Annotated in this window: 23 protein-coding genes; 14 read left to right on the top strand and 9 right to left on the bottom strand. The window is 69.7% G+C overall.

All coding sequences use genetic code 11. The features are described from left to right. The first annotated feature begins 77 nt into the window (after positions 1-77). Positions 78-482, top strand: coding sequence for a BLUF domain-containing protein (locus HNQ67_RS11310; RefSeq protein WP_183255400.1), 405 nt, complete (start codon positions 78-80; stop codon positions 480-482). A gap of 68 nt (positions 483-550) precedes the next feature. Beyond that, on the top strand, positions 551-1,549 hold the full coding sequence (cuyA, locus tag HNQ67_RS11305) for a D-cysteate sulfo-lyase (protein WP_183255399.1): 999 nt from the start codon (positions 551-553) through the stop codon (positions 1,547-1,549). On the opposite strand, the gene HNQ67_RS11300 is transcribed toward cuyA, so the two are convergent. Further along, complete coding sequence (locus HNQ67_RS11300; RefSeq protein WP_246347557.1) at positions 1,519-3,312, bottom strand: ATP-binding protein; 1,794 nt, start codon at positions 3,310-3,312, stop codon at positions 1,519-1,521. The genes cuyA and HNQ67_RS11300 overlap by 31 nt on opposite strands. 86 nt (positions 3,313-3,398) lie before the next feature. Beyond that, positions 3,399-4,667: a DUF819 family protein gene (locus tag HNQ67_RS11295; RefSeq protein ID WP_183255397.1), complete on the bottom strand. Its 1,269-nt coding sequence runs from the start codon at positions 4,665-4,667 to the stop codon at positions 3,399-3,401. A gap of 78 nt (positions 4,668-4,745) precedes the next feature. Here HNQ67_RS11295 and cuyB point away from each other — a divergent pair, with 78 nt between their 5' ends. From cuyB to HNQ67_RS11275, 4 genes are all read left to right on the top strand, one after another. Continuing rightward, entirely contained in the window at positions 4,746-5,411 is a 666-nt protein-coding gene (gene cuyB / locus HNQ67_RS11290; RefSeq protein ID WP_183255395.1) for a cysteate racemase, read from the top strand. A gap of 51 nt (positions 5,412-5,462) precedes the next feature. After that, positions 5,463-6,395: a nucleoside hydrolase gene (locus HNQ67_RS11285; protein ID WP_183255393.1), complete on the top strand. Its 933-nt coding sequence runs from the start codon at positions 5,463-5,465 to the stop codon at positions 6,393-6,395. Next, positions 6,392-7,240 carry a PfkB family carbohydrate kinase gene (locus tag HNQ67_RS11280; protein ID WP_183255390.1) on the top strand — a complete coding sequence of 283 codons (849 nt, stop codon included), beginning with the start codon at positions 6,392-6,394 and terminating at the stop codon, positions 7,238-7,240. The genes HNQ67_RS11285 and HNQ67_RS11280 overlap by 4 nt, the downstream gene beginning before the upstream one ends. 70 nt (positions 7,241-7,310) lie before the next feature. Continuing rightward, entirely contained in the window at positions 7,311-10,172 is a 2,862-nt protein-coding gene (locus tag HNQ67_RS11275; protein WP_183255388.1) for a M16 family metallopeptidase, read from the top strand. A gap of 112 nt (positions 10,173-10,284) precedes the next feature. Here HNQ67_RS11275 and HNQ67_RS11270 read toward each other — a convergent pair whose 3' ends face one another. Next, a complete protein-coding gene (locus tag HNQ67_RS11270; RefSeq protein ID WP_183255386.1) occupies positions 10,285-10,956 on the bottom strand; it encodes a bifunctional 4-hydroxy-2-oxoglutarate aldolase/2-dehydro-3-deoxy-phosphogluconate aldolase in 672 nt (223 codons plus the stop codon). A gap of 119 nt (positions 10,957-11,075) precedes the next feature. Here HNQ67_RS11270 and HNQ67_RS11265 point away from each other — a divergent pair, with 119 nt between their 5' ends. Further along, complete coding sequence (locus HNQ67_RS11265; RefSeq protein ID WP_183255385.1) at positions 11,076-11,420, top strand: hypothetical protein; 345 nt, start codon at positions 11,076-11,078, stop codon at positions 11,418-11,420. Further along, positions 11,417-11,965 (top strand): hypothetical protein, encoded by a 549-nt coding sequence (locus HNQ67_RS11260; protein ID WP_221247859.1) that lies wholly within the window; start codon positions 11,417-11,419, stop codon positions 11,963-11,965. The genes HNQ67_RS11265 and HNQ67_RS11260 overlap by 4 nt, the downstream gene beginning before the upstream one ends. Positions 11,966-11,968: 3 nt before the next feature. Here the strand turns inward: HNQ67_RS11260 and HNQ67_RS11255 are convergent, their stop codons facing one another. Further along, positions 11,969-12,790, bottom strand: coding sequence for an alpha/beta hydrolase (locus tag HNQ67_RS11255; RefSeq protein WP_246347556.1), 822 nt, complete (start codon positions 12,788-12,790; stop codon positions 11,969-11,971). Between the two features lie 143 nt (positions 12,791-12,933). Here HNQ67_RS11255 and HNQ67_RS11250 point away from each other — a divergent pair, with 143 nt between their 5' ends. The 6 genes from HNQ67_RS11250 to HNQ67_RS11225 all read left to right on the top strand — a co-directional run bounded on the left by HNQ67_RS11250 (position 12,934) and on the right by HNQ67_RS11225 (position 18,099). Next, positions 12,934-13,188 (top strand): Lrp/AsnC family transcriptional regulator, encoded by a 255-nt coding sequence (locus tag HNQ67_RS11250; RefSeq protein ID WP_183255383.1) that lies wholly within the window; start codon positions 12,934-12,936, stop codon positions 13,186-13,188. A gap of 60 nt (positions 13,189-13,248) precedes the next feature. Beyond that, positions 13,249-14,433, top strand: a complete 1,185-nt coding sequence (locus tag HNQ67_RS11245) for an acyl-CoA dehydrogenase family protein (protein WP_183255382.1) — start codon at positions 13,249-13,251, stop codon at positions 14,431-14,433. Positions 14,434-14,436: 3 nt separating this feature from the next. After that, positions 14,437-15,555 carry an acyl-CoA dehydrogenase family protein gene (locus HNQ67_RS11240; protein ID WP_183255380.1) on the top strand — a complete coding sequence of 373 codons (1,119 nt, stop codon included), beginning with the start codon at positions 14,437-14,439 and terminating at the stop codon, positions 15,553-15,555. A 61-nt stretch (positions 15,556-15,616) separates the two neighbouring features. Beyond that, positions 15,617-16,915: a homogentisate 1,2-dioxygenase gene (gene hmgA, locus HNQ67_RS11235; protein ID WP_221247858.1), complete on the top strand. Its 1,299-nt coding sequence runs from the start codon at positions 15,617-15,619 to the stop codon at positions 16,913-16,915. Continuing rightward, entirely contained in the window at positions 16,912-17,340 is a 429-nt protein-coding gene (locus tag HNQ67_RS11230; RefSeq protein ID WP_183255378.1) for a hypothetical protein, read from the top strand. Before hmgA ends, HNQ67_RS11230 begins: the two co-directional genes overlap by 4 nt. A 39-nt stretch (positions 17,341-17,379) precedes the next feature. Then, entirely contained in the window at positions 17,380-18,099 is a 720-nt protein-coding gene (locus HNQ67_RS11225) for a DUF1295 domain-containing protein (RefSeq protein ID WP_183255376.1), read from the top strand. 48 nt (positions 18,100-18,147) lie between these two features. Here HNQ67_RS11225 and HNQ67_RS11220 read toward each other — a convergent pair whose 3' ends face one another. The 5 genes from HNQ67_RS11220 to zwf all read right to left on the bottom strand — a co-directional run bounded on the left by HNQ67_RS11220 (position 18,148) and on the right by zwf (position 23,578). Next, positions 18,148-18,408 (bottom strand): hypothetical protein, encoded by a 261-nt coding sequence (locus HNQ67_RS11220; RefSeq protein ID WP_183255375.1) that lies wholly within the window; start codon positions 18,406-18,408, stop codon positions 18,148-18,150. A gap of 87 nt (positions 18,409-18,495) precedes the next feature. Next, positions 18,496-19,473 (bottom strand): glucokinase, encoded by a 978-nt coding sequence (glk, locus tag HNQ67_RS11215; protein WP_183255373.1) that lies wholly within the window; start codon positions 19,471-19,473, stop codon positions 18,496-18,498. 52 nt (positions 19,474-19,525) lie between these two features. After that, on the bottom strand, positions 19,526-21,418 hold the full coding sequence (gene edd / locus HNQ67_RS11210; protein WP_183255371.1) for a phosphogluconate dehydratase: 1,893 nt from the start codon (positions 21,416-21,418) through the stop codon (positions 19,526-19,528). Next, positions 21,418-22,125: a 6-phosphogluconolactonase gene (gene pgl, locus HNQ67_RS11205; protein WP_183255369.1), complete on the bottom strand. Its 708-nt coding sequence runs from the start codon at positions 22,123-22,125 to the stop codon at positions 21,418-21,420. Before pgl ends, edd begins: the two co-directional genes overlap by 1 nt. Further along, on the bottom strand, positions 22,118-23,578 hold the full coding sequence (gene zwf, locus HNQ67_RS11200) for a glucose-6-phosphate dehydrogenase (RefSeq protein WP_183255367.1): 1,461 nt from the start codon (positions 23,576-23,578) through the stop codon (positions 22,118-22,120). Before zwf ends, pgl begins: the two co-directional genes overlap by 8 nt. Positions 23,579-23,583 lie beyond the last annotated feature (5 nt).

Here is a 23,583-nt window from a genome sequence, read left to right as displayed (position 1 = left end):
CATAACCGATTATCTTCAAGGACTTGTAGACCCGTCGGTGAATCCCTCTACCTTGACCGTGGCTGTGGGGAGGGATCATGCCGACACGACTGGACCGACTGGTTTACCGCAGCGTCGCCGTGATGCCGACGGAGGCGCTGGCGCCGCTGGCCGAGTTGCTGGGCGAGGCACAGCGCAACAATGCTCGCGATGGCCTGACCGGGGCGCTGGCGGCCCATGACGGCCGCTTTCTGCAGGTGGTCGAGGGGGACTCCGGCTATCTGGATCAATTGCAGCGCCGGCTGGGCCGGGACCGGCGGCATCGGGAGATCGAGGTGCTGGACCGTCGGCCGATCGAGCGCCGCGCTTTCGACGCCTGGACCATGGCGAGCGCGCGGATCACGCCATCGCTGGCCCCGGAACTCGACGCCCTGATGACGGAGGCGACGCCCTCGGGGGATCGCATCGTCGGCCTGATGCTGGAGGCGGTGGCGCCGACCTGACGGTTGGAGGCGGCGCTTGGGCCGGAGCCGGGTCCGCGCTAGGACGGACACCCAGCCGGAGTCTCCCCATGCACCTCGCCCGTTTCCCCCGCGTCCGCCTCGCCCATCTGCCGACGCCGCTGGAGCCGCTGCCGCGGCTGAGCGAGGAACTGGGCGTCGATCTGTGGGTCAAGCGCGACGACTGCACCGGTCTGGCCGGCGGCGGCAACAAGACGCGCAAGCTCGAATTCCTGCTCGGCGAGGCCTTCGAACAGGAGGCGGATACGCTGGTGACCCAGGGGGCGGTGCAATCCAACCATGTGCGCCAGACGGCAGCCGCCGCCGCCGCCCACGGCCTGGCCTGTGAGGTCATTCTGGAGGAGCGGACCGGGTCGAAGGCGCACGACTATGTGGCCAACGGAAACGTGCTGCTGGACCGGCTGTTCGGGGCGGGGGTGCGGTTCGTGGCGGGCGGCTCGGACATGCCGGCCGAGCTGGAGAAGACGGCGGCCGAGGTGCGGGCGCGCGGTGGGCGGCCCTATGTCATTCCCGGCGGCGGCTCGAACCCGGTCGGGGCGCTGGGCTATGTCGACTGCGCCCGCGAGATCGTGGTCGGCGCCGACGAGCTGGACCTGCGGGTCGACCGGATCGTGACGGCGACCGGCAGCGCCGGGACACACGCCGGACTGGTCGCCGGGCTGGCGGTGATGGGGGCGGATATCCCGGTGCTGGGCATCGGGGTGCGTGCGCCGAAGCCGAAGCAGGAAGAGAATGTGCTGAAGCTGGCGCGCGAGACGGCGGCCCTGCTGGGGCGTCCGGACGCGGTGACGGCGGAGATGGTCAAAGCCGACTGCGACTATGTCGGCGAGGGCTATGGCCTGGTCGACGACGGGGTGATCGAGGCGCTGAAACTGGCGGCGCGGACCGACGGCATCGTGCTGGACCCGGTCTATTCCGCCAAGGCGATGAAGGGGCTGATCGCCCTGGCGCGCAAGGGCTCCTTCAAGGGGGAGACGGTGGTCTTCCTGCACACCGGCGGGGCGCAGGGGCTGTTCGGCTATGAAAGCGTGGTGGGGGCGGGGCTGTAGCGCGCCAGTCCGGCCGCGGCGCGGCCGGCCGCCGCGCCGTCCTGCAGCTCCAGCAGGGTCGAGACGAGCCGCCGGGCGTCGATCGGCTTGGACAGGTGGCGATCCGCTCCCGCCGCGAGCGCCGCCTCGACGTGCTCAGGCAGGGCGTTGGCCGTCAGCATGATGATTCCGGTGCGGGCCCGGCCGGTTTCAGACTCGAACGCGCGGATGGCGCGGGTCGCCGCGAGCCCGTCCATCACCGGCATCTGCATATCCATCAGCACGGCGTCGAAATCGCCCGTCCCGAACGCCTCTACCGCCGCGGCGCCATCTTCGACCAGCGCGAGGTCGACGTTCATCGGGCCGAGAACCAGTTCAATGACCTTCCGGTTGGTCGGGTGGTCATCAGCGGCGAGAATACGAAGCGGCCGATCGATGACGGATTCTTCCACGCGCGGCGGCATGGCGGGAACCGCGGCGGCGTCCGGCAAGGTCAGGCTGAAGTGGAAGACGGAACCCTGGCCGGGCGTGCTGTCGCAGTCCAGGTCCCCGCCCATCAGTTCCGTGAGTTGCCGACAGATGGCCAGCCCGAGGCCGGAACCGCCGAACCGGCGCGTCACGGATCCGTCGGCCTGTTCGAAGCGATGGAACAGGCGCTCCTTGTGCTCCGCATCGAAGCCGAGCCCGGTATCCTCGATCGTAAAGAAGTAGCGCGCCGCGCCATCCGCCACCGCGACGCGGGACGCGGTCAGGCCGACGTGCCCCTGATCGGTGAATTTCACCGCGTTCGAGACGAGGTTCGTCAGCACCTGTTTGAATCGCACGACGTCGCCCACGACCCGCCCCGCAATGTCGGGCGCGACGTCGAGCCGGACCCGCAGACCCTTGGCCTCGGCCGCCGGTGCGTGGAGCTGGAAGGTTTCGTGGACCGTCTCGCGCAGGTCGAAGTCGACCGGGTGAAGTTCGAGCTGCGCCGTTTCGATGCGCGCCATGTCGAGGATGTCGGACAACAGTTGCTGCAGCGACACCCCGGACGAGGTGACGAGCGCCAGCATGTCGCGCTGGGCGGGTGTCAGTTCAGTATGGGACAGCGCCTCGGCGACCCCGAGGACGCCATTGAGCGGGGTCCGGATTTCGTGGCTCATATTGGCGAGAAACGCGCTCTTGGCCCGATTGGCGTCCTCGGCCTTGCGGGTCTGGTCCTTGAGGTCCACCGCCGACCGGGTCAGTTTCAGATGGTTCTTCCATCCGTGGGCCGCGGAACTGACCGCAAATCCGACAAGCACGGCCAGGGCAGCCGCGAGCTGGACGCGGTTCCAGGGGCCGGCGTCGTACAGGAAGGGCAGGGCCAGGAGGCAGAGCGCGGGCGGGATTCCGCAGACCAGCAGATGGATCGGGGTCCGGTAACAGGCCTTGATGATGTAGATCGATACGCCGGACAGCAGCGCCACGGCCATCACCATGCTGGTAAGCGTGCCGTGAAACCACAGAAGCAGACCGCCGAGCACCCAGCCGCAACTCGCCATGCAGGAGGCGAAGAGGCGCAGCGCCCGCGCCGGGACAGGCGATCGCCGGACCAGACCCGGACTGGTGGATGTCCACAGTATGGCTTCGGCCGCGAGGGCGAACAGCCACCAGGCGGACGCAGCCGCCAAGCCGATCGAGGGGGCGCACAGCAGCAGAACGAGCACCGACAGCCCCACGCGCTCGCGTGCCTTGGCGCGGGTTGAGGCGGCGGTGATGTCGAATTCGGCGTTGAAGCCGAGCGCGTCCAACCTTTCCAAGGGCCTTCTCCGTGCCCCGCAGTTCTAACGCCGATAGGTGAGCCCGCCGTTAATCCGCTTCCGAACGGTTCCGGGGGCCGGGCGGCTCAGCCCACCCCCGCCGCGATCTGCATCATCACCAGGCCGGTGAACCAGGCGGCGGCGGTGCCGACGATATAGCCGACCACGGCCAGCAGCACGCCGACCGGGGCCAGGGAGGGGTGGAAGGCGGCGGCGGCGACCGGGGCGCTGGCGGCGCCGCCGATGTTGGCCATGGAGCCGACTCCGAGGAAGAAACTGGGCGAGCGGATCAGGAAGGCCATGCCGAACATCAGGGCCACGTGGACCAGCATCCAGACGCCGCCGATCAGGAAATAGACGGGCGAATCGAGGATGGCGCCGATGTTCATGTTGAGGCCGACGGTGGCGACCAGCACATAGACGAAGACCGAACCGACCTTGGACGCGCCCGGTCCCTGCAGCTTGCGGGCGCCGGTGAAGGACAGCAGCACGCCGATGACGGTGGCGGTCAGCACCAGCCAGAAGAAGCTGGAGTCGAACGACAGCCGCTGGGCCCATTCGAAGGTTTCACCGAACCAGGCCGACAGCGGGTCGGCGATGGCGTGCGACAGGCCGACGGCCCCGAAGCCGACGGCGAGAATGAACATCAGGTCCTTCAGCGACGGGATGCGGGCGTGCTCGGCCTCATAGGCCTCGGCCTTGTCGCGGACCCGGTCGACGGCGGTGGCGTCGGCGCGGAACAGTTTGTCGAACCGGCGCTGGTTGGCGGCGATGAACAGGACTACGGCCATCCAGATGTTGGCGACCACCACGTCGACGGCGATCCAGATGGAGAAGGTGTCGGGGCCGGCCCCGTAGATCTCATACAGGGCGGTCTGGTTGGCCGAGCCGCCGATCCAGCTGCCGGCGACGGTGGCCATGCCGCGCCAGATGGCCTCGGGGCCCGCGCCCATCAGCTCGGGCGCGACCCAGCTGGTGAGCAGCAGGGCGACCGGGCCGCCGATCATCACCCCCAGGGTGCCGGTGGCGAACATGATCAGCGCCTTGGGTCCGAGACCGACCACCGCCGGCAGGTCGGCCGAGACGGTCAGCAGCACAAGGGCGGCGGGCAGCAGGAAGCGCGAGGCGATGAAATAGAGGCGCGAGGTCTCGGGATCGACGACGCCGAAGGTGGTCAGCAGCGAGGGCAGGAAATAGCACAACAGCAGCGCCGGGATGATGGTGAAGAAACGCTTCACCCACGGGTGGCTGAGGTTCGAGGCCCAGAACACGGCCCCCAGGATGACGGCCAGCAGGCCCAGGACGACGGCGTCGTTGGTGATCAGGGCCGTCGCGGCCTCGGTCTCGGTCTGCATTGGCGTTTCCCGGTTGTTTTGTCGCATAAGGGCGGCTGAACGACCGGTTGGCAAGACGCAGTCGGGACGGGAGGCGAGATGGCCAGACGAACTCTGGGCGTATTGGGCGGCATGGGACCGGCGGCGACGACGGCTTTTCTGGCGCGGGTGCAGGCGCTGACCGGCGCGGCGCGGGACGCGGATCACATTCGCATGCTGGTCGACATCAATCCGCAGGTGCCGGACCGGCAGCGGGCCGCGGACGCGGCCGAGGCGGTGCTGGGGCAGATGGCGATGCGGCTGCGCGACGCCGGGGCCCAGGTGCTGGCCATGCCCTGCAACACCGCCCACGCCCTGACCGGATCGATCCGCAAGGTCGGTCTGCCGTTCATCGACATGATCGAGGAGACGACCGCGGTGGCCACCAGCGCCGGGGCGAAGAAGGTCGGGGTGCTGGCCACGCCCGGCGGCGAGGCGCTCTACACCCGCGCCCTCCAGGCGAGGGGAGCGAAGATCGAGCGCCTGACCGGGGCCGACCGGCAGGCCATCATGGGCTGTATCAATGCGGTCAAGGCCGGCGATACGGGCGAGGCGCCGCGGGCGGAGATGCGGCGGCTGGCGGCGGCGCTGGTCGGGGCCGGGGCCGAGGTGGTCATCGCCGGCTGCACCGAGGTGCCGTTGCTGCTGGAGTCGGGCGACGTGTCGGTCCCGCTGGTGGATTCGGCCGAGGTGCTGGCGGCGGCGTGCGTGAAGGCGTGCGTTTGAGCGCGTGACGGAGCGCTTGCGGGCGGGCGCGGCGCGCGGCAGTGATGCCGGGTGAACAGACAGTCCCTCATCATCGATTGCGACCCCGGCGTGGACGACGCCGTGGGCTTGATGCTGGCCTTCGGCTCGCCGGAGCTGGAGTTGCTGGCGATCACCGCCGTGGGCGGCAATGTGCCCGTCGAGAAGACGGCGCGGAACGCGCGGATGCTGCGCCAGATCGCCGGGCGCGAGGACGTGCCGGTATTCATGGGAGCGGCGCGTCCGCTGCGGCGCGAGCCGGCGGGGGCTGGAGAGTTTCACGGGGCCGAGGGACTGGGCGACCTGACCCCGTTCGAGCCGGAGGCTCCGTGCGCGGAGGGGCATGCGGCCGACGCCATCGTCGCGTTGGTCATGGCGCGGCCGGAGCGGTCGGTGGCGCTGGCCGTGATGGGGCCGCTGACCAATGTGGCGCTGGCGCTGCGGCGGGAGCCGGGACTGGCGGAGCGGCTGGGGCCGGTGGCGGTGATGGGCGGGGCCCGCGCCGAGGGCGGCAACATCACGGCATCGGCGGAATTCAACATCTGGGCCGATCCGGAGGCGGCGGCCGAGGTGCTGGCCAGCGGCTGCGACGTGGTGCTGTTCGGGCTGGACGCGACGCATCAGGTGCGGGCGACGGAACAGCGGATCGCCGCGCTGGAGGCGATCGGCACGGCGCGGGCGGACACATCGGCGGCGATGATGCGCTTTTCGCAGCGGATCGAGCGCAAGATCGTCGGCTGGGACGCGCCGCCGGTGCATGATCCCTGCCCCGTGGCGTGGCTGCTCAAGCCAGGCCTGTTCGAACTGGCGCCGTGCCGGATCGCGGTGGAGACGGAGAGCGAGCTGACGCGGGGGCATACGGCGGTGGAGTTCCGCGAGGCCGTGGCCGGGAGGCTGCCGCATCGCTGGGCGACGACGGCGGATGCGGACGGGGTGTTCGCGCTGATCGGGGAGGCCTGCGCGTGAGGATCACTGTCATCGGCTCGATCAATCTCGATATCGTGGCCTCGGCGCCGAAGCTGCCGCGGGCGGGCGAAACGGTGACGGGGGCGGCGCTGGCGCGGCATCCGGGCGGCAAGGGGGCCAATCAGGCGCTGGCGGCGCGGCGGCTGGGGGCCGAGGTCTGTCTGATGGGGCGGGTCGGGGACGACGCCATGGCCGGGGAGGCGCTGGCCCTGCTGGACGTCGGCGGCGTGGATCTGTCGGCGGTCGAGATCGATCCGACGGCGCCGACCGGCGTGGCCCTGATCGCCGTCGATCCCGGGGGCGAGAACCAGATCGTGGTGGCGGCGGGAGCCAATCATCTGGTCACCCCCGAACAGCTGCCGGCGCGGATCGAGGGGCCGCTGATCGCCCAACTGGAGCTGCCGGTCGAGACGGTGGAAGCGGCGGTGGGCCGGGCCACGGACTTCGTCTGCGTCAACCTGGCCCCGGCGGCGCCGGTGTCGGACCAGTTGTTGCGGCGGGCCGATCTGATCGTCGTCAACGAGACCGAGGCGGCTTTCTACGGTGATCTGCTGCACCACGGCGGCGGCCGGGTGGTGGTGACCAAGGGCGCCAAGGGGGCGACCATGTACCAGCGCGGCGTGCAGATGGCGTGGGCCACGCCGCCCCACGTAACAGCGGTGGACGCCACGGGTGCGGGCGACACCTTCGTGGGGGCCATCACCGTGGCCCTGCTGGAGGGGATGGAGCCGGAGGCGGCGCTGACGTTCGCCTGTGCGGCCGGGGCGCTGGCGGCGACGAAGGCCGGGGCGCAGCCGTCCCTGCCGACGCGGGCCGAGGTCGAGGCGATCATTACAGGGCTGTAACTATCTCTCCCCCGATCGGCTGATAGGGTCACGGTTCCTGTTCAGACCTGATCCTTGGGGGATCCACGCCATGACCCGCACCGCCGCGCTTCTGGGGGCCTCGCTGCTGGCCTTCGCCCCGCTGGCCTCCGGGCCCGCCTTCGCCCAGACCGATCCGGCGTCGATCGTCGTGCCGCCGCTGGAATACACCCACCGGGAGCTGGCCAACGGGCTGGACGTCTACGCCATGCCGGACCCGAGCGCGGGCACGGTGACGGTGACCCTGTGGTACGACGTCGGCGGCAAGGACGATCCGGAAGGCCGCTCGGGCTTCGCCCACCTGTTCGAACACATCCTGAGCCGCAAGACGGTCAATCTGCCATACGGCCAGATCTCGACCATGGTCGAGAATGCGGGCGGCAGCCGCAACGCCTCGACCGGGCAGGATTTCACCAACTACTACGAGACGGTGCCGCCGCAGTATCTGGAGACGATGCTGTGGACCCATGCCGAGCGGATGGCGCGGCCGGTGGTCGACCAGGAGGTGTTCGACACCGAGCGTTCGATCGTCCAGGAGGAGCTGCGCCAGCGGGTTCTCGCCCCGCCCTACGGCCGCTTCCAGCGCTTCGTGATCGGCGACAACAGTTACGACGAAAGCATCTACCGGCGCAGCGTGATCGGCTCGCTGGAGGAGTTGAACTCGGCGCGGATAGAGGACGCGCGGGCCTTCCACGAGGCCTATTACCGTCCGGCCACGGCGACGATGATCGTGTCGGGCAATTTCGATCCGGCTGAGCTGGACCGGCTGGTCGACCAGTATTTCGCCGACATCCGCAATCCGGACCGCCCGGTGCCGGTGTTCGACCGGCCGGTGGAGACGCCGCGCACGGCGCCGCGTCTGGTCGACGCCTATGCGCCGAACGTACCTCTGCCGGCGGTCGGGGTGATCTATCCGGGCGTCCCGGCCAACCATCCGGACTCGTCGGCGCTGGAGGTGATGTCGGGAATCCTGTCCCGCGGCGACAGTTCCCGGCTGCACCAGGCGCTGGTCTATCGCACCCAGCTGGCCGCCAACGCCGGACTGGGCGTGGGCAGCAACGAGGAGGACGGCGTCATCGTGGCCACGGCGACCGTGGCGCGGGGCAAGGCCATGGCCGACGTCGAGGCGGCCCTGCACGCTGAACTGGCGCGGATGCGCGACGAGCCGGTGACGGCGGCGGAACTGGCCGAGGCCAAGATGGAGATTGTGGCCAGCGAGCTGCGCCAGCGCGAGACGGCCTCGGGCCGGGCCTTCATCCTCGGTCGGGCCATCGTCAGCGAGAACGATCCAGGGGCGCCGGACCGAAACCTGGCCGCCGTGCAGGCGGTGACGGCGGCGGACGTGCAGCGCGTGGCGCGGACGTATCTGAACGATCAGGCGCGGGTGTCGCTGCGCTATCAGGACGAGAGCGCGCGGCCGGAGGGCGTGCCGGAGGACAGCTGGCGCAATCCGGCCCCGGTCCCGACCTTCGTCACCGTGCCGCCGGCGATCCTGCCGCCGAACGAACTGCTGCCCGAAGGCCAGCGCATGGCGCCGCCGGCGCTGGGCGAGGCGCGGGCCATGGCGACGCCGCAGGTGGTCGAGCGCCGGCTGCCGAACGGCCTCAGGGTCATCGCGGCGAAGTCGACCGACCTGCCGATCATGAACGCGCGGCTGGTCATCGCCGGCGGCGCGGCGGCCGATCCGGAGGACCGGGCCGGTCTGGCCTCGATGACGGCCAATCTGGCGTCGCAGGGCGCCGGGGGTCGCTCGGCCCCGGAGATCGCCCGGACGTTGGAGGCGCTGGGCGCCAATGTCGGGGGCGGCGCCGACGCCGACGGCACGACCCTGTTCGTTTCCGCGCCGATCGCCTCGGCCGATGCGGTGGCCGAGGTGGTCGCCGACATCGTCATGTCGCCGGCCTTCGCGACCGAGGAGTTGGAGAGGGCCCGGACCCAGACGATCAACGGCCTGACCGTCAACCTGCGTCAGCCCGGGCCGCTGGCCTCGCTGGTTCTGAACCGGTTGGCCTATGGCGGCAGCGCTTACGGCCGCCCGTCAAGCGGTACGCCGGAGAGCGTGGCGCGTCTGACCCGGGACGATGTGGCCGGGTTCCACGAGCGCTGGTGGCGGCCGGACAACGCCACCCTGATCGTCACCGGCGGCATGGATCCCGAGGCGGCCTTCGCCTTCGCAGAGTCGATGTTCGATGGATGGACGGCCCCGGGCGGAGCCGTTCCGGCGTTGCCCGTGCGGGCGGGCGCCGTCCTGCCGCCGCGCGTGGTGGTGGTCGACCTGCCGGGCGCCGGTCAGGCGGCGGTGACGGCGGGGGTGCGCGGACCGCGCCGCTCGGACGACGCCTGGTATCCGCTGGCGGTGGCCAACAGCATCATGGGCTCGGGTCAGAACGGCCACCTGTTCCAGGAAATCCGGGCCAAGCGGGGCCTGTCCTACGGGGCCTATTCGTCGCTGGGGGCGCGGGTCGACGGCGGCCTGCTGAGCGCCACCACCCAGACCAAGAACGAGAGCGCCGCCGAGGTGGTCGGTCTGGTGCTGGCCGAGTTCGACCGGCTGCGCACCGAGGCCGTGCCGGACCAGGAGGTCACCGACCGGGAGACCTATCTGACCGGGGGCTTCTCGCGCTCGCTGGAGACCACCGGGGGGCTGGGCGGAGTGCTGGCCGACGCGGTGACCTACGGCCTGCCGCTGGGCGAGATCGAGGCCTATCCGGGCAAGATCCGCGCGACAACGCCGGAGACCCTGATGGCGGCGGCGCAGGCGGTCAGTTCGGAACAGGCCTATGTCGTGGTGGTCGGTCAGGCCGAGATGTTCATCGACGACCTGAGGGCGGCGCATCCGGACGTGGTGGTGATTCCGGCCGCGGAGCTGGACTTGAACAGCGCGACGCTGGGGCTTTCTTCCCCCGGAGCGTAGAGCGACGGGGAGCGGGACCACCAAGCGTTGGAGGGGGGCGGACCTAGACATTGGTGGACGGGGTTGGCCCCCTCCACCGCTTCGCGGTCCCCCTCCCCCAGCGGGGGAGGACTTAGTTCCTCCGGAACGCCGCGATGGCGTCGACGGTCTTCTTCACCTGCGCCTCGATGGCCGCCCAGTCGCCGGCCCTGACCGCCGCGTCGGTGATCAGCTTTGAGCCCATCCCGGCGGCGACGATGCCGGAGCCGAACCATTTGCCGATCGAGTCCTCGTCGGGGTCGACGCCGCCGGTGGGCATGATTTTCGTCCACGGCATGGGGCCGAGCACCGCCTTGACGAAGTCGGGACCGCCGACGCTGGCGCCGGGGAAGAGTTTGACGATGTCGCAGCCCAGTTCGTGGGCCTGGCCGATCTCGGTGACCGAACCGCAGCCGGGGAAATAGGCCGTTATGCGCCGGTTGCAGACGCGGGCCACCTCGGGGACGAGGCAGGGACTGACCACGAAGCGGGCACCGCGATTGAGGAACTGGGCGGCGGTCGGGGCGTCGATGACCGAGCCGATGCCCAGGATGATGTCGGGGTCGGTCGTCTGCAGTTCGCGGGCGAGGTCGCCAAACAGATCGACGGCGAAGTCGCCGCGGTTGGTGAACTCGATGGCCTTGGCGCCGCCGCGGGCGCAGGCGCGGATGATCTCAAGGCAAACGTCCGGATCGGCGTGATAGAAGACGGGGGCGACGCCCTGGGCCTCGAGGGCGGTGAGGACGGCGAGGCGGTCGTGACGCATGGGAGGCTCCGGGTTCGATCCTGACTGGAACCCCCGGGCGGGAGCGTCAAGAGAGCGGGACTTCAATCCGTGTGAACGGTTGACGGAACCGAACCGGCCCGCCGGCGCTTCTTCCGGCCATGATCGCCACCTTGTCGACACTTTTGCTGAGCCTGGCGCCGCAGGACGCGCCGGCTGCGGCGCCCCCGACCGAGCCCGACATCAGCCTGTCAATCACGGCGCGGGCCGACGAGGTGCGCTGGCGGCAGGTGGGCAGCGTATCGGTGCGGGCGTGGAGCGAGCCCGACGGCGCCGTCATCGAAGAGAATTTGAGCACCGGACTGCCGCGGCCGATTCCCGGTCAGCGGACGTTCCGCGATGTCGAATGGCGGCTGCGGGGAGAGGCGACCATCGCCGCTCCGACGCCGCAGATTGAAGTCGAGGCCGGCCCGGCCCCGGACACACCCGAGGGAGACCCAGAATGAAGTTGTTGTTGACGGGCGGCGCCGCCGCCGCGCTGTTGTTCGCCGCCAGCGGAGCCGCGGCCCAGTCGAGCGCGCCGTCGCAGGTCCCGCCGGTCGAGCCGGTCTCGAGCCAGTCCTATTCCGCTCCGAGTGATCCGTCGGCTGAGCCCGACGTGCTGCTGGACGTGCCCAATCTGTCGGTCGAGGAGATCACCGTCGAGGTCGAAAACCTCGAGGCGAGGCTCAATCTCGAGGCCCGGCTGGCCAATCTGCTGCACCTGAACGCCGGGGTCGACGTGTCGATCGACAAGGTCAAGATCACCATCAAGGGCGTCGAGGCCCAGGTTCTGCTCAAGGTCCGCCTCGACAATGTGAAGGAGATTATCGACCGCACCCTGACCACGATCGACCGCAATCCCGAGATCCTCGAGCGGCTGCTGACGACTGTCGACAACACGGTCGATACGGTTGGCGGGGTCGCCAACACCACGCTTCAGCCCGGCGGGGTGGTCGACAATACGGTCGGCACGGTCGGTCAGGTGGCCGGACAGGCGACGCGGCGCTAGGCGTCAACAAGCCGGTGACGCGGATCGGGCGTCGCCTCGGGCGAGGCCGACGATCCGCGTCACCATCGCGCTGTTCGCTTCGAACAGCGGATCCAGCACGGTGAAGTGGTTGAGGCCTGCGAGGGCGTCGTAGCGGGTGTCGACGCCCTTCGATCCCCAGAGCTCGGCCATCATTTTCGACTGGCGGCGGAATTCGGAGCTCTCGTCGGCGCCGACGAGGCAGTCGAGGATCGTGCCTCCGGGGGTAGAGCCGTCGGGGACGGGCCAGTGGATGGGCGACAGGGCGGCGGCCTCGGCGGCGTCGAGGCGCAGGGCGACGTTGAGCGAAGTCGGGATCAGGGGGGCGAGGTCGAAGACGCCGCTGATGGCGATGGCGGCGGAGGCGCGGGCCTCGGACAGCATGCAGGCCGCCATATGGCCGCCGGCGGAATGGCCGAGGACCACGGGGCGTCTTCCGCCGTTGCGATCGCGGACCAGGTCGACGGCAGCACGGACCTGTTTGAGGATGGTCCCGAGGCGGACGGCGGGGGCGAGGTCGTAGGAGGGGACGGCGAGGCTGACGCCATGGGCCAGGAGCGCCGGGGCAAGGCCGGAGAACCATCCCTTGTCCAGCGCCTGCCAGTAGCCGCCGTGCAGGAAGACAACGACGGGGGCGTCATCTCCGGCGGAGAACAGGTCCATGACCTCGCGCTCGCCGGGACCATAGGCGATCTCCGTCGGCGGATGGGCGACGCGGGCGGCGTCGGCGGTTTCGCGCCAACGCTGCATCACCGCCGGATGGTCGGGCACGCGGGCGCGGTTGTTGTATGCGGCTTCGAGATCCAAGGGCTTCGCTTGGGGCTTGGGGCTTGGGGCTTGGGGCTTGGGGCTTGGGAATTCGGGATCGGGTTGCGTCGGTGGTGGCTGGCTCGCGGTCGAACTAAGCCCTAAGACCTAAGCCCTAAGACCTCGAATCCGGAGCCGCCGCCATGATGACCGCCATCTTCGTCTTCATCAAATGCGAGCTGGGCCACGCCAACGACGTGGCGGCCGATGTAGTGGACAATGTCGAACACGTCTCGGAGGTCTATTCGACCTCGGGCCAGTACGACCTGCTGGCCAAGTTCCAGCTGCCCAAGGAAATGGACATCGGGACGTTCGTGACGAAGTCGGTGCAGACGCGGGCGCACATTCGCGACACCTTCACGGTGATCACCTTCTCGCCGTTCCTGCCGACGAAGTGAGCGTCGGCTGACGCTACGTCAGCGCTGAATCGCTGCTATCGTCCGGGGACGGAGGCGCGAATGACCGATCTGGAGACCTTCCGCGCGGAGACGCGGACGTGGCTGGAGGCGAACTGCCCGGCCGAATGCCGCGGGCCGGTGAAGAGCGACGAGGACCGGGTGTGGGGCGGGCGCAACGCCGTCTATCCCACGCCGGCGCACAAGACCTGGCTGGAACGGATGGGCGCGCGTGGCTGGACCGCGCCGGAGTGGCCCACCGAATACGGCGGCGGCGGGCTGAGCCGGGAACAGGCCAAGGTGCTGGCCTCGGAGATGCGCCGCATCGACGCCCAGGCGCCGCTGGCCAGTTTCGGCGTGTGGATGCTGGGGCCGGCGCTGCTGCAGTTCGGCACCGAGGAACAGAAGCAGCGCTTCCTGCCGGAGATCGTGCGGGGCGAGATCCGCTGGTGCCAGGGCTATTCCGAGCCGGGCGCGGGGTCGGACCTGGCCTCGATCCAGACCCGGGCCGAGGACCGCGGCGACCACTGGATCGTCAACGGCCAGAAGGTGTGGACCTCCTACGCCGACAAGGCGGATTGGATCTTCTGTCTGGTGCGCACCGACCCGGAGGCGCCCAAGCATCTGGGCATTTCCTTCGTGCTGTTCGACATGGCGACCAAGGGGGTCAGCACGCGGCCGATCACGCTGATCTCGGGCAAGAGCCCGTTCTGCGAGACCTTCTTCGACGACGTCCGGGTGGAGAAGGAAAACCTCGTCGGGACGCTGAACCGCGGCTGGGACGTGGCCAAGGCGCTGCTGGCGCATGAGCGGACCATGATCGGGGCCATGGGCGAGGTCGGCGGCGGGCGGCCGCTGGGCCAGGTGGCGACGGACTCGCTCGGGCTGGACGACGACGGGCGGCTGGACGAACCGATGCTCCGTGGACGGATCGCCGAACTGGAGGTCGACGCGGCGGCGTTCCGGCTGGCGATGGAGCGAACCGGCGACCTGCACAAGGCGGGGCAGGCGCATCCGGCCATCGCCTCGATGCTGAAATACTACGGGTCCGAACTGAACAAGCGGCGGCACGAGCTGCTGATGGCGGCGGGCGGTTCGGACGCGCTGGAGTGGGAGGGCGAGCGATCGCGCGACGGCGCCACGGCCCGCGACTGGCTGCGGACCAAGGCCAATTCCATCGAGGGCGGGACCTCGGAGGTCCAACTCAACATCATCGCCAAACATCTGCTGCAGCTGCCGGGGGCCTGACGAATGCCGCTGATCCTGACCGAAGAGCAGGCGATGCTGAAGGCGGCCGCGGACGGCTTCCTGAGCGAACACGCGCCGATCGCGCATCTGCGGAAGCTGCGGGACAGCCGCGACGCCGATGGGGTGTCGCGCGACCTGTGGCGGGCGTTCGGGGAGATGGGGTTCGCGGGGGTGGTGATCCCCGAGGCGCACGGCGGCTCGGGCCTCGGCGCGGTCGAGGCCGGGGTGGTGGCCGAGGCGCTGGGGCGGACGTTGACGCCGTCGCCCTTCATGGGCTCGGGGGTGCTGGCGGCGACGGTGCTGAAGGGCGGGTCGGGCGAGCAGCAGGCGGCCTGGCTGCCCCGGATCGCGGCGGGCGAGGCGATCGTTTCGCTGGCCGTGGACGAGGGGCCGAAGCATGCGCCGGCGCGGATGACGACCATGGCCGAGCGGTCGGGCAATGGCTTCAGGCTGAACGGGGCCAAGGGTTTCGTGCTCGACGGCCATGTGGCGGACGCGCTGATCGTTGCGGCACGGACGGACGAGGGGATCGGCCTGTTCCTGATCGATCCGTCCACGGACGGTGTCGCCGTCGAGCGAACGGTTATGGTCGATGCGCATAATGCGGCGCGGGTGACGCTGACCGATGTCGAGGTCGACGCCGACGCCCTGATCGGGTCGGTCGAGGGCGGCGAAGCGCTGCTGGAGGGGGCGCTGAATCTGGGCCGGGCCTGCGCGGCGGCGTCGCTGACCGGAGCGGGGGATCAGGCCTTCCAGACCACGCTGGAGTATCTGCGGACGCGCAAACAGTTCGGCAAGCTGATCGGCGAGTTCCAGGCCCTGCAGCACCGGGCGGCGCATCTGTTCAGCGAGATCGAGATCGCCCGGGCGGCGACGATGGGGGCGCTGCAGGCGCTGGACGCCGGCAAGGAGAGCGCGCCGCTGGCCGTCTCGGTGGCCAAGGCCAAGGCCGGGCGTGTGGCCGAGCTGGCGGTGCAGGAGGCGGTGCAGATGCACGGCGGCGTCGGCATGACCGACGATTTCGACGTCGGCCTGTTCATGAAGCGGGTGCGGGTGCTGAACGAACTGCTGGGCGACGCCGGGTTCCATCAGGAACGGATGGCGCGCGCGCAGGGATTCTAGCCCCGATCCTTCTCCCGCAGGGCGAGAAGGGTTAAGTCAGGGGCACGGGAGACGACGCACCATGACCACTCGCGCCAACGCGCCTGCCTATATGCCGGGGTTCGGCAATCATTTCTCGACCGAGGCCGTGGCCGGGGCTCTGCCCGAGGGGCGGAATTCGCCGCAGCGGGCGCCGATGGGGCTGTATGCGGAACAGCTGTCGGGGACGGCGTTCACCGCCCCGCGGACCGAGAACCGGCGGTCGTGGCTGTACCGGCTGAGACCGTCGGCGCAGCACCCGGCCTACAAGCCGTTCGATCAGGGAAGGGTGCGCTCGGGGCCGTTCCATGAGGCGCCGCCGTCGCCGAACCGGATGCGTTGGGATCCGCTGCCGATGCCGAAGCAGCCGACCGACTGGGTCGAGGGGCTGGTCACCTATGGGGGCAACGGCGATCCGGAGACACTGTCGGGGACCGGTATCCATCTGTACGCCGCCAACCGGTCTATGGTCGACCGGGTGTTTTACTGCGCCGACGGGGAGTTGCTGATCGTCCCGCAGGCGGGACAACAGGTTTTTGTCACGGAGATGGGACGGGTCGACGCACGGCCCGGCGAGGTCGTCCTGATCCCGCGGGGGGTGCGCTTCCGGGTCGAGTGCGACGGCGAGATCCGCGGCTATGTCTGCGAGAACTACGGGGCGCTGTTCCGCCTGCCGGACCTCGGGCCGATCGGCTCCAACGGCCTGGCCAATCCGCGCGATTTCGAGACACCGGTGGCGGCCTTCGAGGACGTCGACCGACCGACGGAGTGCGTGCAGAAATTCGGCGGGCGGCTGTACGCGACGACCTTCGATCACAGCCCGCTGGACGTGGTCGGCTGGCACGGCAACTACGCGCCCTGCAAGTACGACACGGCGAAATTCAATACGATCGGGACGGTCAGTTTCGACCATCCGGACCCGTCGATCTTCACGGTCCTGACCTCGCCCAGCGAGACGCCGGGGACGGCCAACTGCGATTTCGTGATCTTCCCGCCGCGCTGGATGGTGGCCGAGGACACCTTCCGCCCGCCGTGGTTCCACCGGAATGTGATGAGCGAGTTCATGGGGCTGGTGATCGGCGAATACGACGCCAAGGAGGGCGGGTTCGCGCCGGGCGGGGCCAGCCTGCACAACTGCATGAGCGGGCACGGGCCGGACCAGGCCAGCTACGACAAGGCGGTGGTGGCGGACCTCAAACCGGTGAAGATCGAGAACACCCTGGCCTTCATGTTCGAGACACGCATGCCGATCCGCACCACGCAATGGGCGCAAACCAGCCCGACCATGCAGCTGGACTACGACGACGTCTGGACCGGATTTGAAAAGGGCCGCGTAAAATGAAGCGTTTGATGATCATTGCGGCCCTTCTGGCCGCCGCGTGCCAACCGCTGCCGGCGGACGACAGCCCCACTGGTCCGGCGGAGCGGCCTGCGGATCGGGTCGTGGACGAGGTCGGTACGACCGACGTGCCGCCGCCGGTCCGGGTCCCGGAAAACGCCGCAGCTGCAGACTGCCTGGCCAGGGGCGGCAAGATGCTGCCGCAGGGGCGGATGCAGACGCTACAGTGCGTGATCTCCTATTCGGACGGCGGAACCCGCTGCACCGACGGCGATCAGTGCCAGGGCAGCTGCCGGATTCCGGACGCGGCCGCGGCACCGCGTGCAGGGGCAGCCGCGGTTGGCCAGTGCCAGCCGACCAGCAGCGCATTCGGCTGCTACACCACGGTCGAGGACGGCAAGGCCCAAGCCACGATCTGCGTCGACTGACGGGATGCATCCGGCTTCCGGCGGCGGCGGTCCCGCGACATGACCCTGGCCGAGACCAGCGGCCTGCTGGCGCTGAACCTTATCCTGTCGCTGGCGGCCATGGCCGGGCTGTGGGCGCTGTCGCGGCGCTGGACGGGGATCGGCTTCATCGACGCGGCCTGGCCGACGACGATGGCGGCGCTGGCGGGGGCGAGCTTTCTGCTCACCGACGGCGACCCGGTGCGCAAGGGCCTGCTGCTGTGGCTGGTGGTGATCTGGGCCGCGCCGCAGGCATGGCGTCGGCTGTCCGGCGGGGCGCGGCGCGAGGCTGACGGACGCTACAGCGCCGTGGCCCGCCGGGTCGCGACGGAGCGGGGCTGGAGCCGGGACAGGACTGAACTGCTGCTGTTCTTTCTGCCGCAGGGGGCGCTGGCATGGCTGGTGGCCCTGCCGGTGCAATTGGGTCCGGTCGCGTTTTCACCGGCGGTCGGCTGGCTCGGCTGGGCCGGGGCGGTGCTGGCGGTGGCGGGGATCGGCCTGGAGGGCGTGGGCAGCCTGAAGACCCATTCGCCGCTCGCGGCCGCTCCGGCCGGGAGGGTGCGCCGCTGGCTGAGGCGGCCGGAATACCTCGGTGATCTCGCCGTTTGGTGGGGTCTGTTCCTGATCGCCGCCGAAACTGGACCGGGGCGGGCCTCGCTCATGGGCCCGATCTTCCTGACGTTCGTACTGGCTCACTGGGCGCAGACGGAAAACCCCCGCCGCGAGCGCGACGGGGGCTGACCGTTCGAAGGTTCACGCGGGCGTCATGAGCGCCTGCGGTCGTCCGTCTTACTGACCCGGGTTCGCCATCGACGGCGAGGTGTTCGGGGTGTTCTCGGTGGTCAGGCCGCCGTCAGCGTTGCCGGCTTGCTGTTCGATGCGGTCGGCTTCGGCGTTGAGGGCGGTTTCCTCGGCCTCGGTCGGGGCGGCGGCGGCCTGTTCTTCCAGGGCGTCGGCCTTCTCCTCGGCGGCATTGTCGGCCGGGCTGTTGCAGGCGGCGAGGCCGGCCATGGCGAAGGTGGCGGCGGCGGCGATGATCAGTTTACGCATGGGTATGGCTTCCTTCCACAGTGGAGCCTCCATAACGCCGTCCCTCACGATGGGTTCACGCCCCCGTGATAGTTTTTTTGGAATTGGTCATCCGGCCTCGGCGAAGGCCACCCGGGCCGCGCCCAGAAGGGCCGCGTGTTTGTGCAGGATGACGTGGGTCGGAATGGCCGCCATGTAATCGGTGAACCGGCCCTTGCGCTCGAACCGCTCGCGGAAGGGGCTGGCCTGAAGGAAGGGCAGGATGCGCGGGGCGATGCCGCCGGCGATATAGACACCGCCGCGTGCGCCGGTGGTCAGGGCGATGTCGCCGGCCACGGCCCCGAGGATGGCGCAGAATCGGGCGAGGGTGGCGCCGCACGGACTGCGCGGATCGGCCATCGCCGCGTCGGTGATCTCGGCCGGGTCGTCGATATGGCTCTCGCGGCCGTCGATCTCGGCCAGGGCGCGGTGCATGTTGAGCAGGCCGGGGCCGCAGATCAGCCGCTCGATCGAAACGCGGTCGTAGCGGCGGCGCAGGATGCGCAGGATCTCGTCCTCGACCGGATCGCCGGGCGCGAAACAGGCGTGGCCGCCCTCGGACGGCATGGCCATTTCGTTGCCGTGGAAATCCCTGATCAGGGCCGAGACGCCGAAGCCGGTGCCGGGCCCAAGCACGGCGATGGCGGAGGCCGGGTCGCCCTCCCCGGGGCCGCCGAGCGACGCCAGCTCGTCACGGGGTACGACCGGCGCGCCCCAGGCGAGAGCCTCGAAATCGTTGATCAGGCGCACGGGATTGAGCCCAAGCGCGCCGAGCTCCGCTTCCGACACGCGCCAGGGCGAGTTGGTCAGGTCGATGGCGCCGTCGGTGACCGGGCCGGCGACGGCGATGACGCCGGAGGTGGGCTTGACCGCGCAGCCGTCGATGAAGGCCTTCACGCCGCCGAGGAAGGTCGGATGGTCCGCGCCCTTGAAGCTCTGGTGGTGTTCGAGCACCGGCTTGCCGTCGGCCATGTGGGCGATGGCGAAGCGGGCGTTGGTGCCGCCCACGTCTCCGACCAGCAGCGTCTTGTCCCAGGCGATGGTCATTGGGAGGTCTCCCTGTCGTTGGCCGCGCGGCGGCTTTCTGTCTGAGGGAGCGTCATGCATCGACCGCCCGGTCGAGGACATTCGGATCCGGCTGGGTGTCGCTCCAGGTGGCGCCGCCGCCGGCGGGGGCGGCGAAGCAGACGGAGGCGCCTTCCTCGGCCGTCGAGACGACGTGGCGGAAGGCGCCGAACAGTTCGCGGCCATAGCCCCACGACGAACCGCTGGCATGGTCGGGCGAGCGGCTCGCGGGCGCGCGGCTCGACAGGTCGACGCCGACCGTGGTCAGAACGCCCGCCTCGGGATCGAGGCGGATGATGTCGCCGTCCTGAACACGCGAGAGCAGACCACCAGCCAGGGCTTCGGGCGACACGTGGATGGCGGCGGGGGTCTTGCCGGAGGCGCCGGACATGCGGCCGTCGGTGACGAAGGCGACCTTGAAACCCTTGTCCTGCAGCACGCCCAGCGCCGGCGACAGGCTGTGCAGTTCGGGCATGCCGTTGGCCTTGGGGCCCTGGAAGCGCAGCACCACGATGACGTCGCGGTCGAGCCTGCCGTCCTTGAAGGCCTGCAGGGCGTCTTCCTGGGTTTCGAAAACGGCGGCGGGGGCCTCGACGATGCGGTTTTCCGGCTTGACGGCGGACACCTTGATGACGGCGCGGCCCAGATCGCCCTGGACGAGGCGCAGGCCGCCTTCGCGGTCGAACGGGTCGGAGGCGGGGCGGAGAATATCCGTGTCCAGACTGTCCACGACGCCGTCGCGCCAGACCAGTTCGCCGTCGACCAGCGACGGCTCCTGGAAATAGTGGTGGATGCCGGGGCCCATGATGGTCTGCACGTCGGCGTGGATGTTGCCGGCGTTCGCCAGCTCGCGGGCCACGAAGGCGACGCCGCCGGCGGCCTGGAAGGCGTTCACATCGGCCGAGCCGTTGGGATAGACGCGGGCCAGCAGCGGGGTGACCGAACTGAGCTGGTCCATGTCGGTCCAGTCGATCAGCACTCCGGCCGAGCGGGCCATGGCGACCAGATGGATGGCGTGATTGGTCGAGCCGCCGGTGGCCAGCAGGGCGACGATCATGTTGACGATGGACTTCTCGTCGATGACGTCGGCCATCCGACCCTGACCGGTGCGGGCCAGTTCGACGGCGCGCTTCGCCGCCGCCGCCGTCAGGGCGTCGCGCAGGCCGGTCTCTGGGTGGACGAAGGCGGTCGAGGGCATGTGCAGCCCGGCTATTTCCATCATCATCTGATTGGAGTTGGCGGTGCCGTAGAAGGTGCAGGTGCCTGGCGAATGATAGCTGCCGATCTCGCTCTCCAGCAGCTCGGCCCGCCCGATCCTGTTCTGGGCGTAGAGGGCGCGTACCCGGGCCTTCTCCGCGTTCGGTATGCCTGACGGCATGGGCCCCGCCGGGGCGAAGATCACCGGCAGGTGGCCGAAGGCCAGCGAGCCCATGAACAGGCCGGGAACGATCTTGTCGCAGACGCCGAGGCAGATGACCGAGTCGAAGGCGTCATGGGTCAGGGCGACGCCGGTGGACATGGCGATGACGTCGCGGCTGAACAGCGACAGCTCCATGCCGGGGCGGCCCTGAGTGACGCCGTCGCACATGGCGGGGGTTCCGCCGGCGACCTGGGCGGTGGCCCCGGCCTCGCGCGCGGCCTCGCGGATCACGGCGGGGAAGCGTTCAAACGGCTGATGGGCCGAGAGCATGTCATTGTAGGCGGTGACGATGCCGATGTTGGGCTGTTTGCCGCCCATGGCGGTCAGCTTGTCGGCGACGGTCTGGCCGGCGAAGGCGTGGGCCCAGTTGGCGCAGGAAAGTTTGGCCCGGGCGACGCCGTGGTCGCGGGCGGCGTCCATGCGGCGCAGATAGTCGGCGCGGGTCTCGCGCGACCGCTCGACGATGCGGGCGGTGACCTCGGCGACGACGGGATTGAGTTTGGGCATCAGGCCTTCTCCGTCCAGATGACTTCGAGCGGCACATTGTTGGCCAGCAGGGCGGCGATGGGCTGGACGGCCGGATCGCCCGCGGCCTCGCGCTCGAACACCGCCCGCTTCTTCGCGCCGGTGAGGGCGAGGACGACGCGGCGCGCGGCCATCACATACGGCAGGTTGATCGACAGGCGTTCAAGGGACGGGGCGCGGCCGTTGCGGCCGGCGGGGACGCCCAGAACGGTCGGCGGCAGGGTCGGGGTGAGCAGGGTTTTCAGGGTCGGACTATCGGGGAACATCGAACAGATATGGCCATCCTCCCCCATGCCGAGAAGAACCGCGTCGAGACGGGGCGCTACCGCCGCCAGGGCGTGGGCGGCGAGGGCGGCGGCGCGGTCGACCGTCACGGCGGGCCGGTAGAGGGGCACGAAGCGCGCGGCGGCGGCGGGGCCGGTCATAAGGGTGCGCCGGATCAGGGCGGCGTTGGACTCGGGCGAGGACTCGGGAACGTAGCGTTCGTCGATGAGGGTGACGGCCACCCTCGACCAGTCGAGCGGCGCGGCGGCCATGCGGGCGTAGATGGGCGAGGGCGTCGAGCCGCCCGATCCCGCGAAAACGGCCTTGCCGGTTTCGGCGAGGGCGTCGGCCAGCGCGGCAGTCAGGCGGGCGGCGCAGGCCTCGGCCCAACCGGCGGAATCGGTGAAGGTCTCAATCTCAGGCATCGCCGGAATTCCAGGCCCGACCGGTGCGGGAAAGCAGATAGTCGGCCTCCGGAGGGCCCCAGGTGCCCGCTGCATAGTCGTGCGGCTTGAAGGCCGCGCCCCGCCAGGCCTCGGAGACTTCGTCGACCCATTTCCAGGCTTGCTCGGCCTCGTCGCGGCGGACGAACAGGGTGGAGTCGCCGTGAAGCGCGTCGAGCAGGAGGCGCTCGTAGGCGATACGGCGGCGCGGCGGGCTGGCCGACTTGTCGTTCTGGCCCCATGACAGGGACATCTGGATCGGCTGAAGGCGCATGCGCTGATCCAGCCCGGGCCTCTTGTTCATCACCGACAGGGAGATGTCTTCCTCGGGCTGGAGCGCGATGACCAGACGATTGGCCTGGACGGCGCCCGGATCTCCCCCGTGGAAGATGGAGTGGGGCACCGGCTTGAACTGGATGACGATCTCGGTGCGCTTCTCGGGCAGGCGTTTGCCGGTGCGCATGAAGAAGGGGACCCCGGCCCAGCGCCAATTGTCGATGTCGGCGCGGACGGCGATGAAGGTCTCGGTGTCGGAATCCTCGCCGCGCTCCTCGTCATAGCCGGCGACGGATTTCCCCTCGACGGTTCCGGCGACGTACTGGCCGCGCACCGTGACCCGCCCGGCCTCCTCATGGGTGACCGGGCGAAGGCTGCGCAGGACCTTGACCTTCTCGTTGCGGACCGAGTCCGGATCGAGGTCGGACGGGGGCTCCATGGCCACGAGGCAGAGCAGCTGGAGCATGTGGTTCTGGAGCATGTCACGCAACGCTCCGTACTCGTCGTAATAGGGCCAGCGGTCGCCGACTCCGACGGTCTCGCCGACCGTGATCTGGACGTGGTCGATCGACAGGTTGTTCCATAGCGGCTCGAAGATGGTGTTGCCGAAGCGCAGGGCGATGAGGTTCTGGACCGTCTCCTTGCCGAGGTAGTGGTCGATGCGGAACACCTGAGGCTCGGAGAAGGCGTCGGCCACGGCATCGTCGATCTCGCGGAAGGTCTCGAGGTCGCGGCCGACCGGCTTCTCCAGCACGACCCGGTCATCCGCCTCGGCCAGACCGGCGGCCCGCATGGCGGTGACGATGCGGGCGTAGAGCGACGGTGAGACGGCGAGGAAGGAGGTGCAGGCGCCGTCGCCGACCTTGTCCTTGAGCGGCTTCAGGCTCTCGGCCGAGGTGGCGTCGACGGCGAGGTAGTCGAGCCGGGCGGCCATGCGGTCCCAGGATGCGGTGGACCAGGCCTCGTCGGCTTTGGCCTTCGCCTCGACCGACTGCCGGACCTTGGCGACATACTCTTCGCGGGTCTCATCCGAGCGGGCCGCGCCAATGACCTTCAGGCCGTCGGGCAGCAGACCGTCGTGCTCGAGAAAATAGAGCGAGGGCAGGAGCATCCTCATCGCGAGGTCGCCGCCTCCGCCGAACAGCACCAGAGCCGCCATACGCT

Source organism: Brevundimonas basaltis, assembly GCF_014202075.1.
Classification (GTDB): Bacteria; Pseudomonadota; Alphaproteobacteria; order Caulobacterales; family Caulobacteraceae; genus Brevundimonas; species Brevundimonas basaltis.
The sequence above is the reverse complement of the archived record's forward strand: the minus strand, read 5'-3'. Positions and strand labels throughout refer to the sequence as shown.

Excerpts from the sequence above, each read along its gene's own strand:
- HNQ67_RS11310 (WP_183255400.1), top strand. The coding sequence starts at position 78 with ATGCCGACACGACTGGACCGACTGGTTTACCGCAGCGTCGCCGTGATG.
- cuyA (WP_183255399.1), top strand. The coding sequence starts at position 551 with ATGCACCTCGCCCGTTTCCCCCGCGTCCGCCTCGCCCATCTGCCGACG.
- HNQ67_RS11295 (WP_183255397.1), bottom strand. The coding sequence starts at position 4,667 with ATGCAGACCGAGACCGAGGCCGCGACGGCCCTGATCACCAACGACGCC.
- cuyB (WP_183255395.1), top strand. The coding sequence starts at position 4,746 with ATGGCCAGACGAACTCTGGGCGTATTGGGCGGCATGGGACCGGCGGCG.
- HNQ67_RS11275 (WP_183255388.1), top strand. The coding sequence starts at position 7,311 with ATGACCCGCACCGCCGCGCTTCTGGGGGCCTCGCTGCTGGCCTTCGCC.
- HNQ67_RS11270 (WP_183255386.1), bottom strand. The coding sequence starts at position 10,956 with ATGCGTCACGACCGCCTCGCCGTCCTCACCGCCCTCGAGGCCCAGGGC.
- HNQ67_RS11265 (WP_183255385.1), top strand. The coding sequence starts at position 11,076 with ATGATCGCCACCTTGTCGACACTTTTGCTGAGCCTGGCGCCGCAGGAC.
- HNQ67_RS11260 (WP_221247859.1), top strand. The coding sequence starts at position 11,417 with ATGAAGTTGTTGTTGACGGGCGGCGCCGCCGCCGCGCTGTTGTTCGCC.
- HNQ67_RS11250 (WP_183255383.1), top strand. The coding sequence starts at position 12,934 with ATGATGACCGCCATCTTCGTCTTCATCAAATGCGAGCTGGGCCACGCC.
- HNQ67_RS11245 (WP_183255382.1), top strand. The coding sequence starts at position 13,249 with ATGACCGATCTGGAGACCTTCCGCGCGGAGACGCGGACGTGGCTGGAG.
- HNQ67_RS11240 (WP_183255380.1), top strand. The coding sequence starts at position 14,437 with ATGCCGCTGATCCTGACCGAAGAGCAGGCGATGCTGAAGGCGGCCGCG.
- hmgA (WP_221247858.1), top strand. The coding sequence starts at position 15,617 with ATGACCACTCGCGCCAACGCGCCTGCCTATATGCCGGGGTTCGGCAAT.
- HNQ67_RS11230 (WP_183255378.1), top strand. The coding sequence starts at position 16,912 with ATGAAGCGTTTGATGATCATTGCGGCCCTTCTGGCCGCCGCGTGCCAA.
- HNQ67_RS11225 (WP_183255376.1), top strand. The coding sequence starts at position 17,380 with ATGACCCTGGCCGAGACCAGCGGCCTGCTGGCGCTGAACCTTATCCTG.
- HNQ67_RS11220 (WP_183255375.1), bottom strand. The coding sequence starts at position 18,408 with ATGCGTAAACTGATCATCGCCGCCGCCGCCACCTTCGCCATGGCCGGC.
- glk (WP_183255373.1), bottom strand. The coding sequence starts at position 19,473 with ATGACCATCGCCTGGGACAAGACGCTGCTGGTCGGAGACGTGGGCGGC.
- edd (WP_183255371.1), bottom strand. The coding sequence starts at position 21,418 with ATGCCCAAACTCAATCCCGTCGTCGCCGAGGTCACCGCCCGCATCGTC.
- pgl (WP_183255369.1), bottom strand. The coding sequence starts at position 22,125 with ATGCCTGAGATTGAGACCTTCACCGATTCCGCCGGTTGGGCCGAGGCC.
- zwf (WP_183255367.1), bottom strand. The coding sequence starts at position 23,578 with ATGGCGGCTCTGGTGCTGTTCGGCGGAGGCGGCGACCTCGCGATGAGG.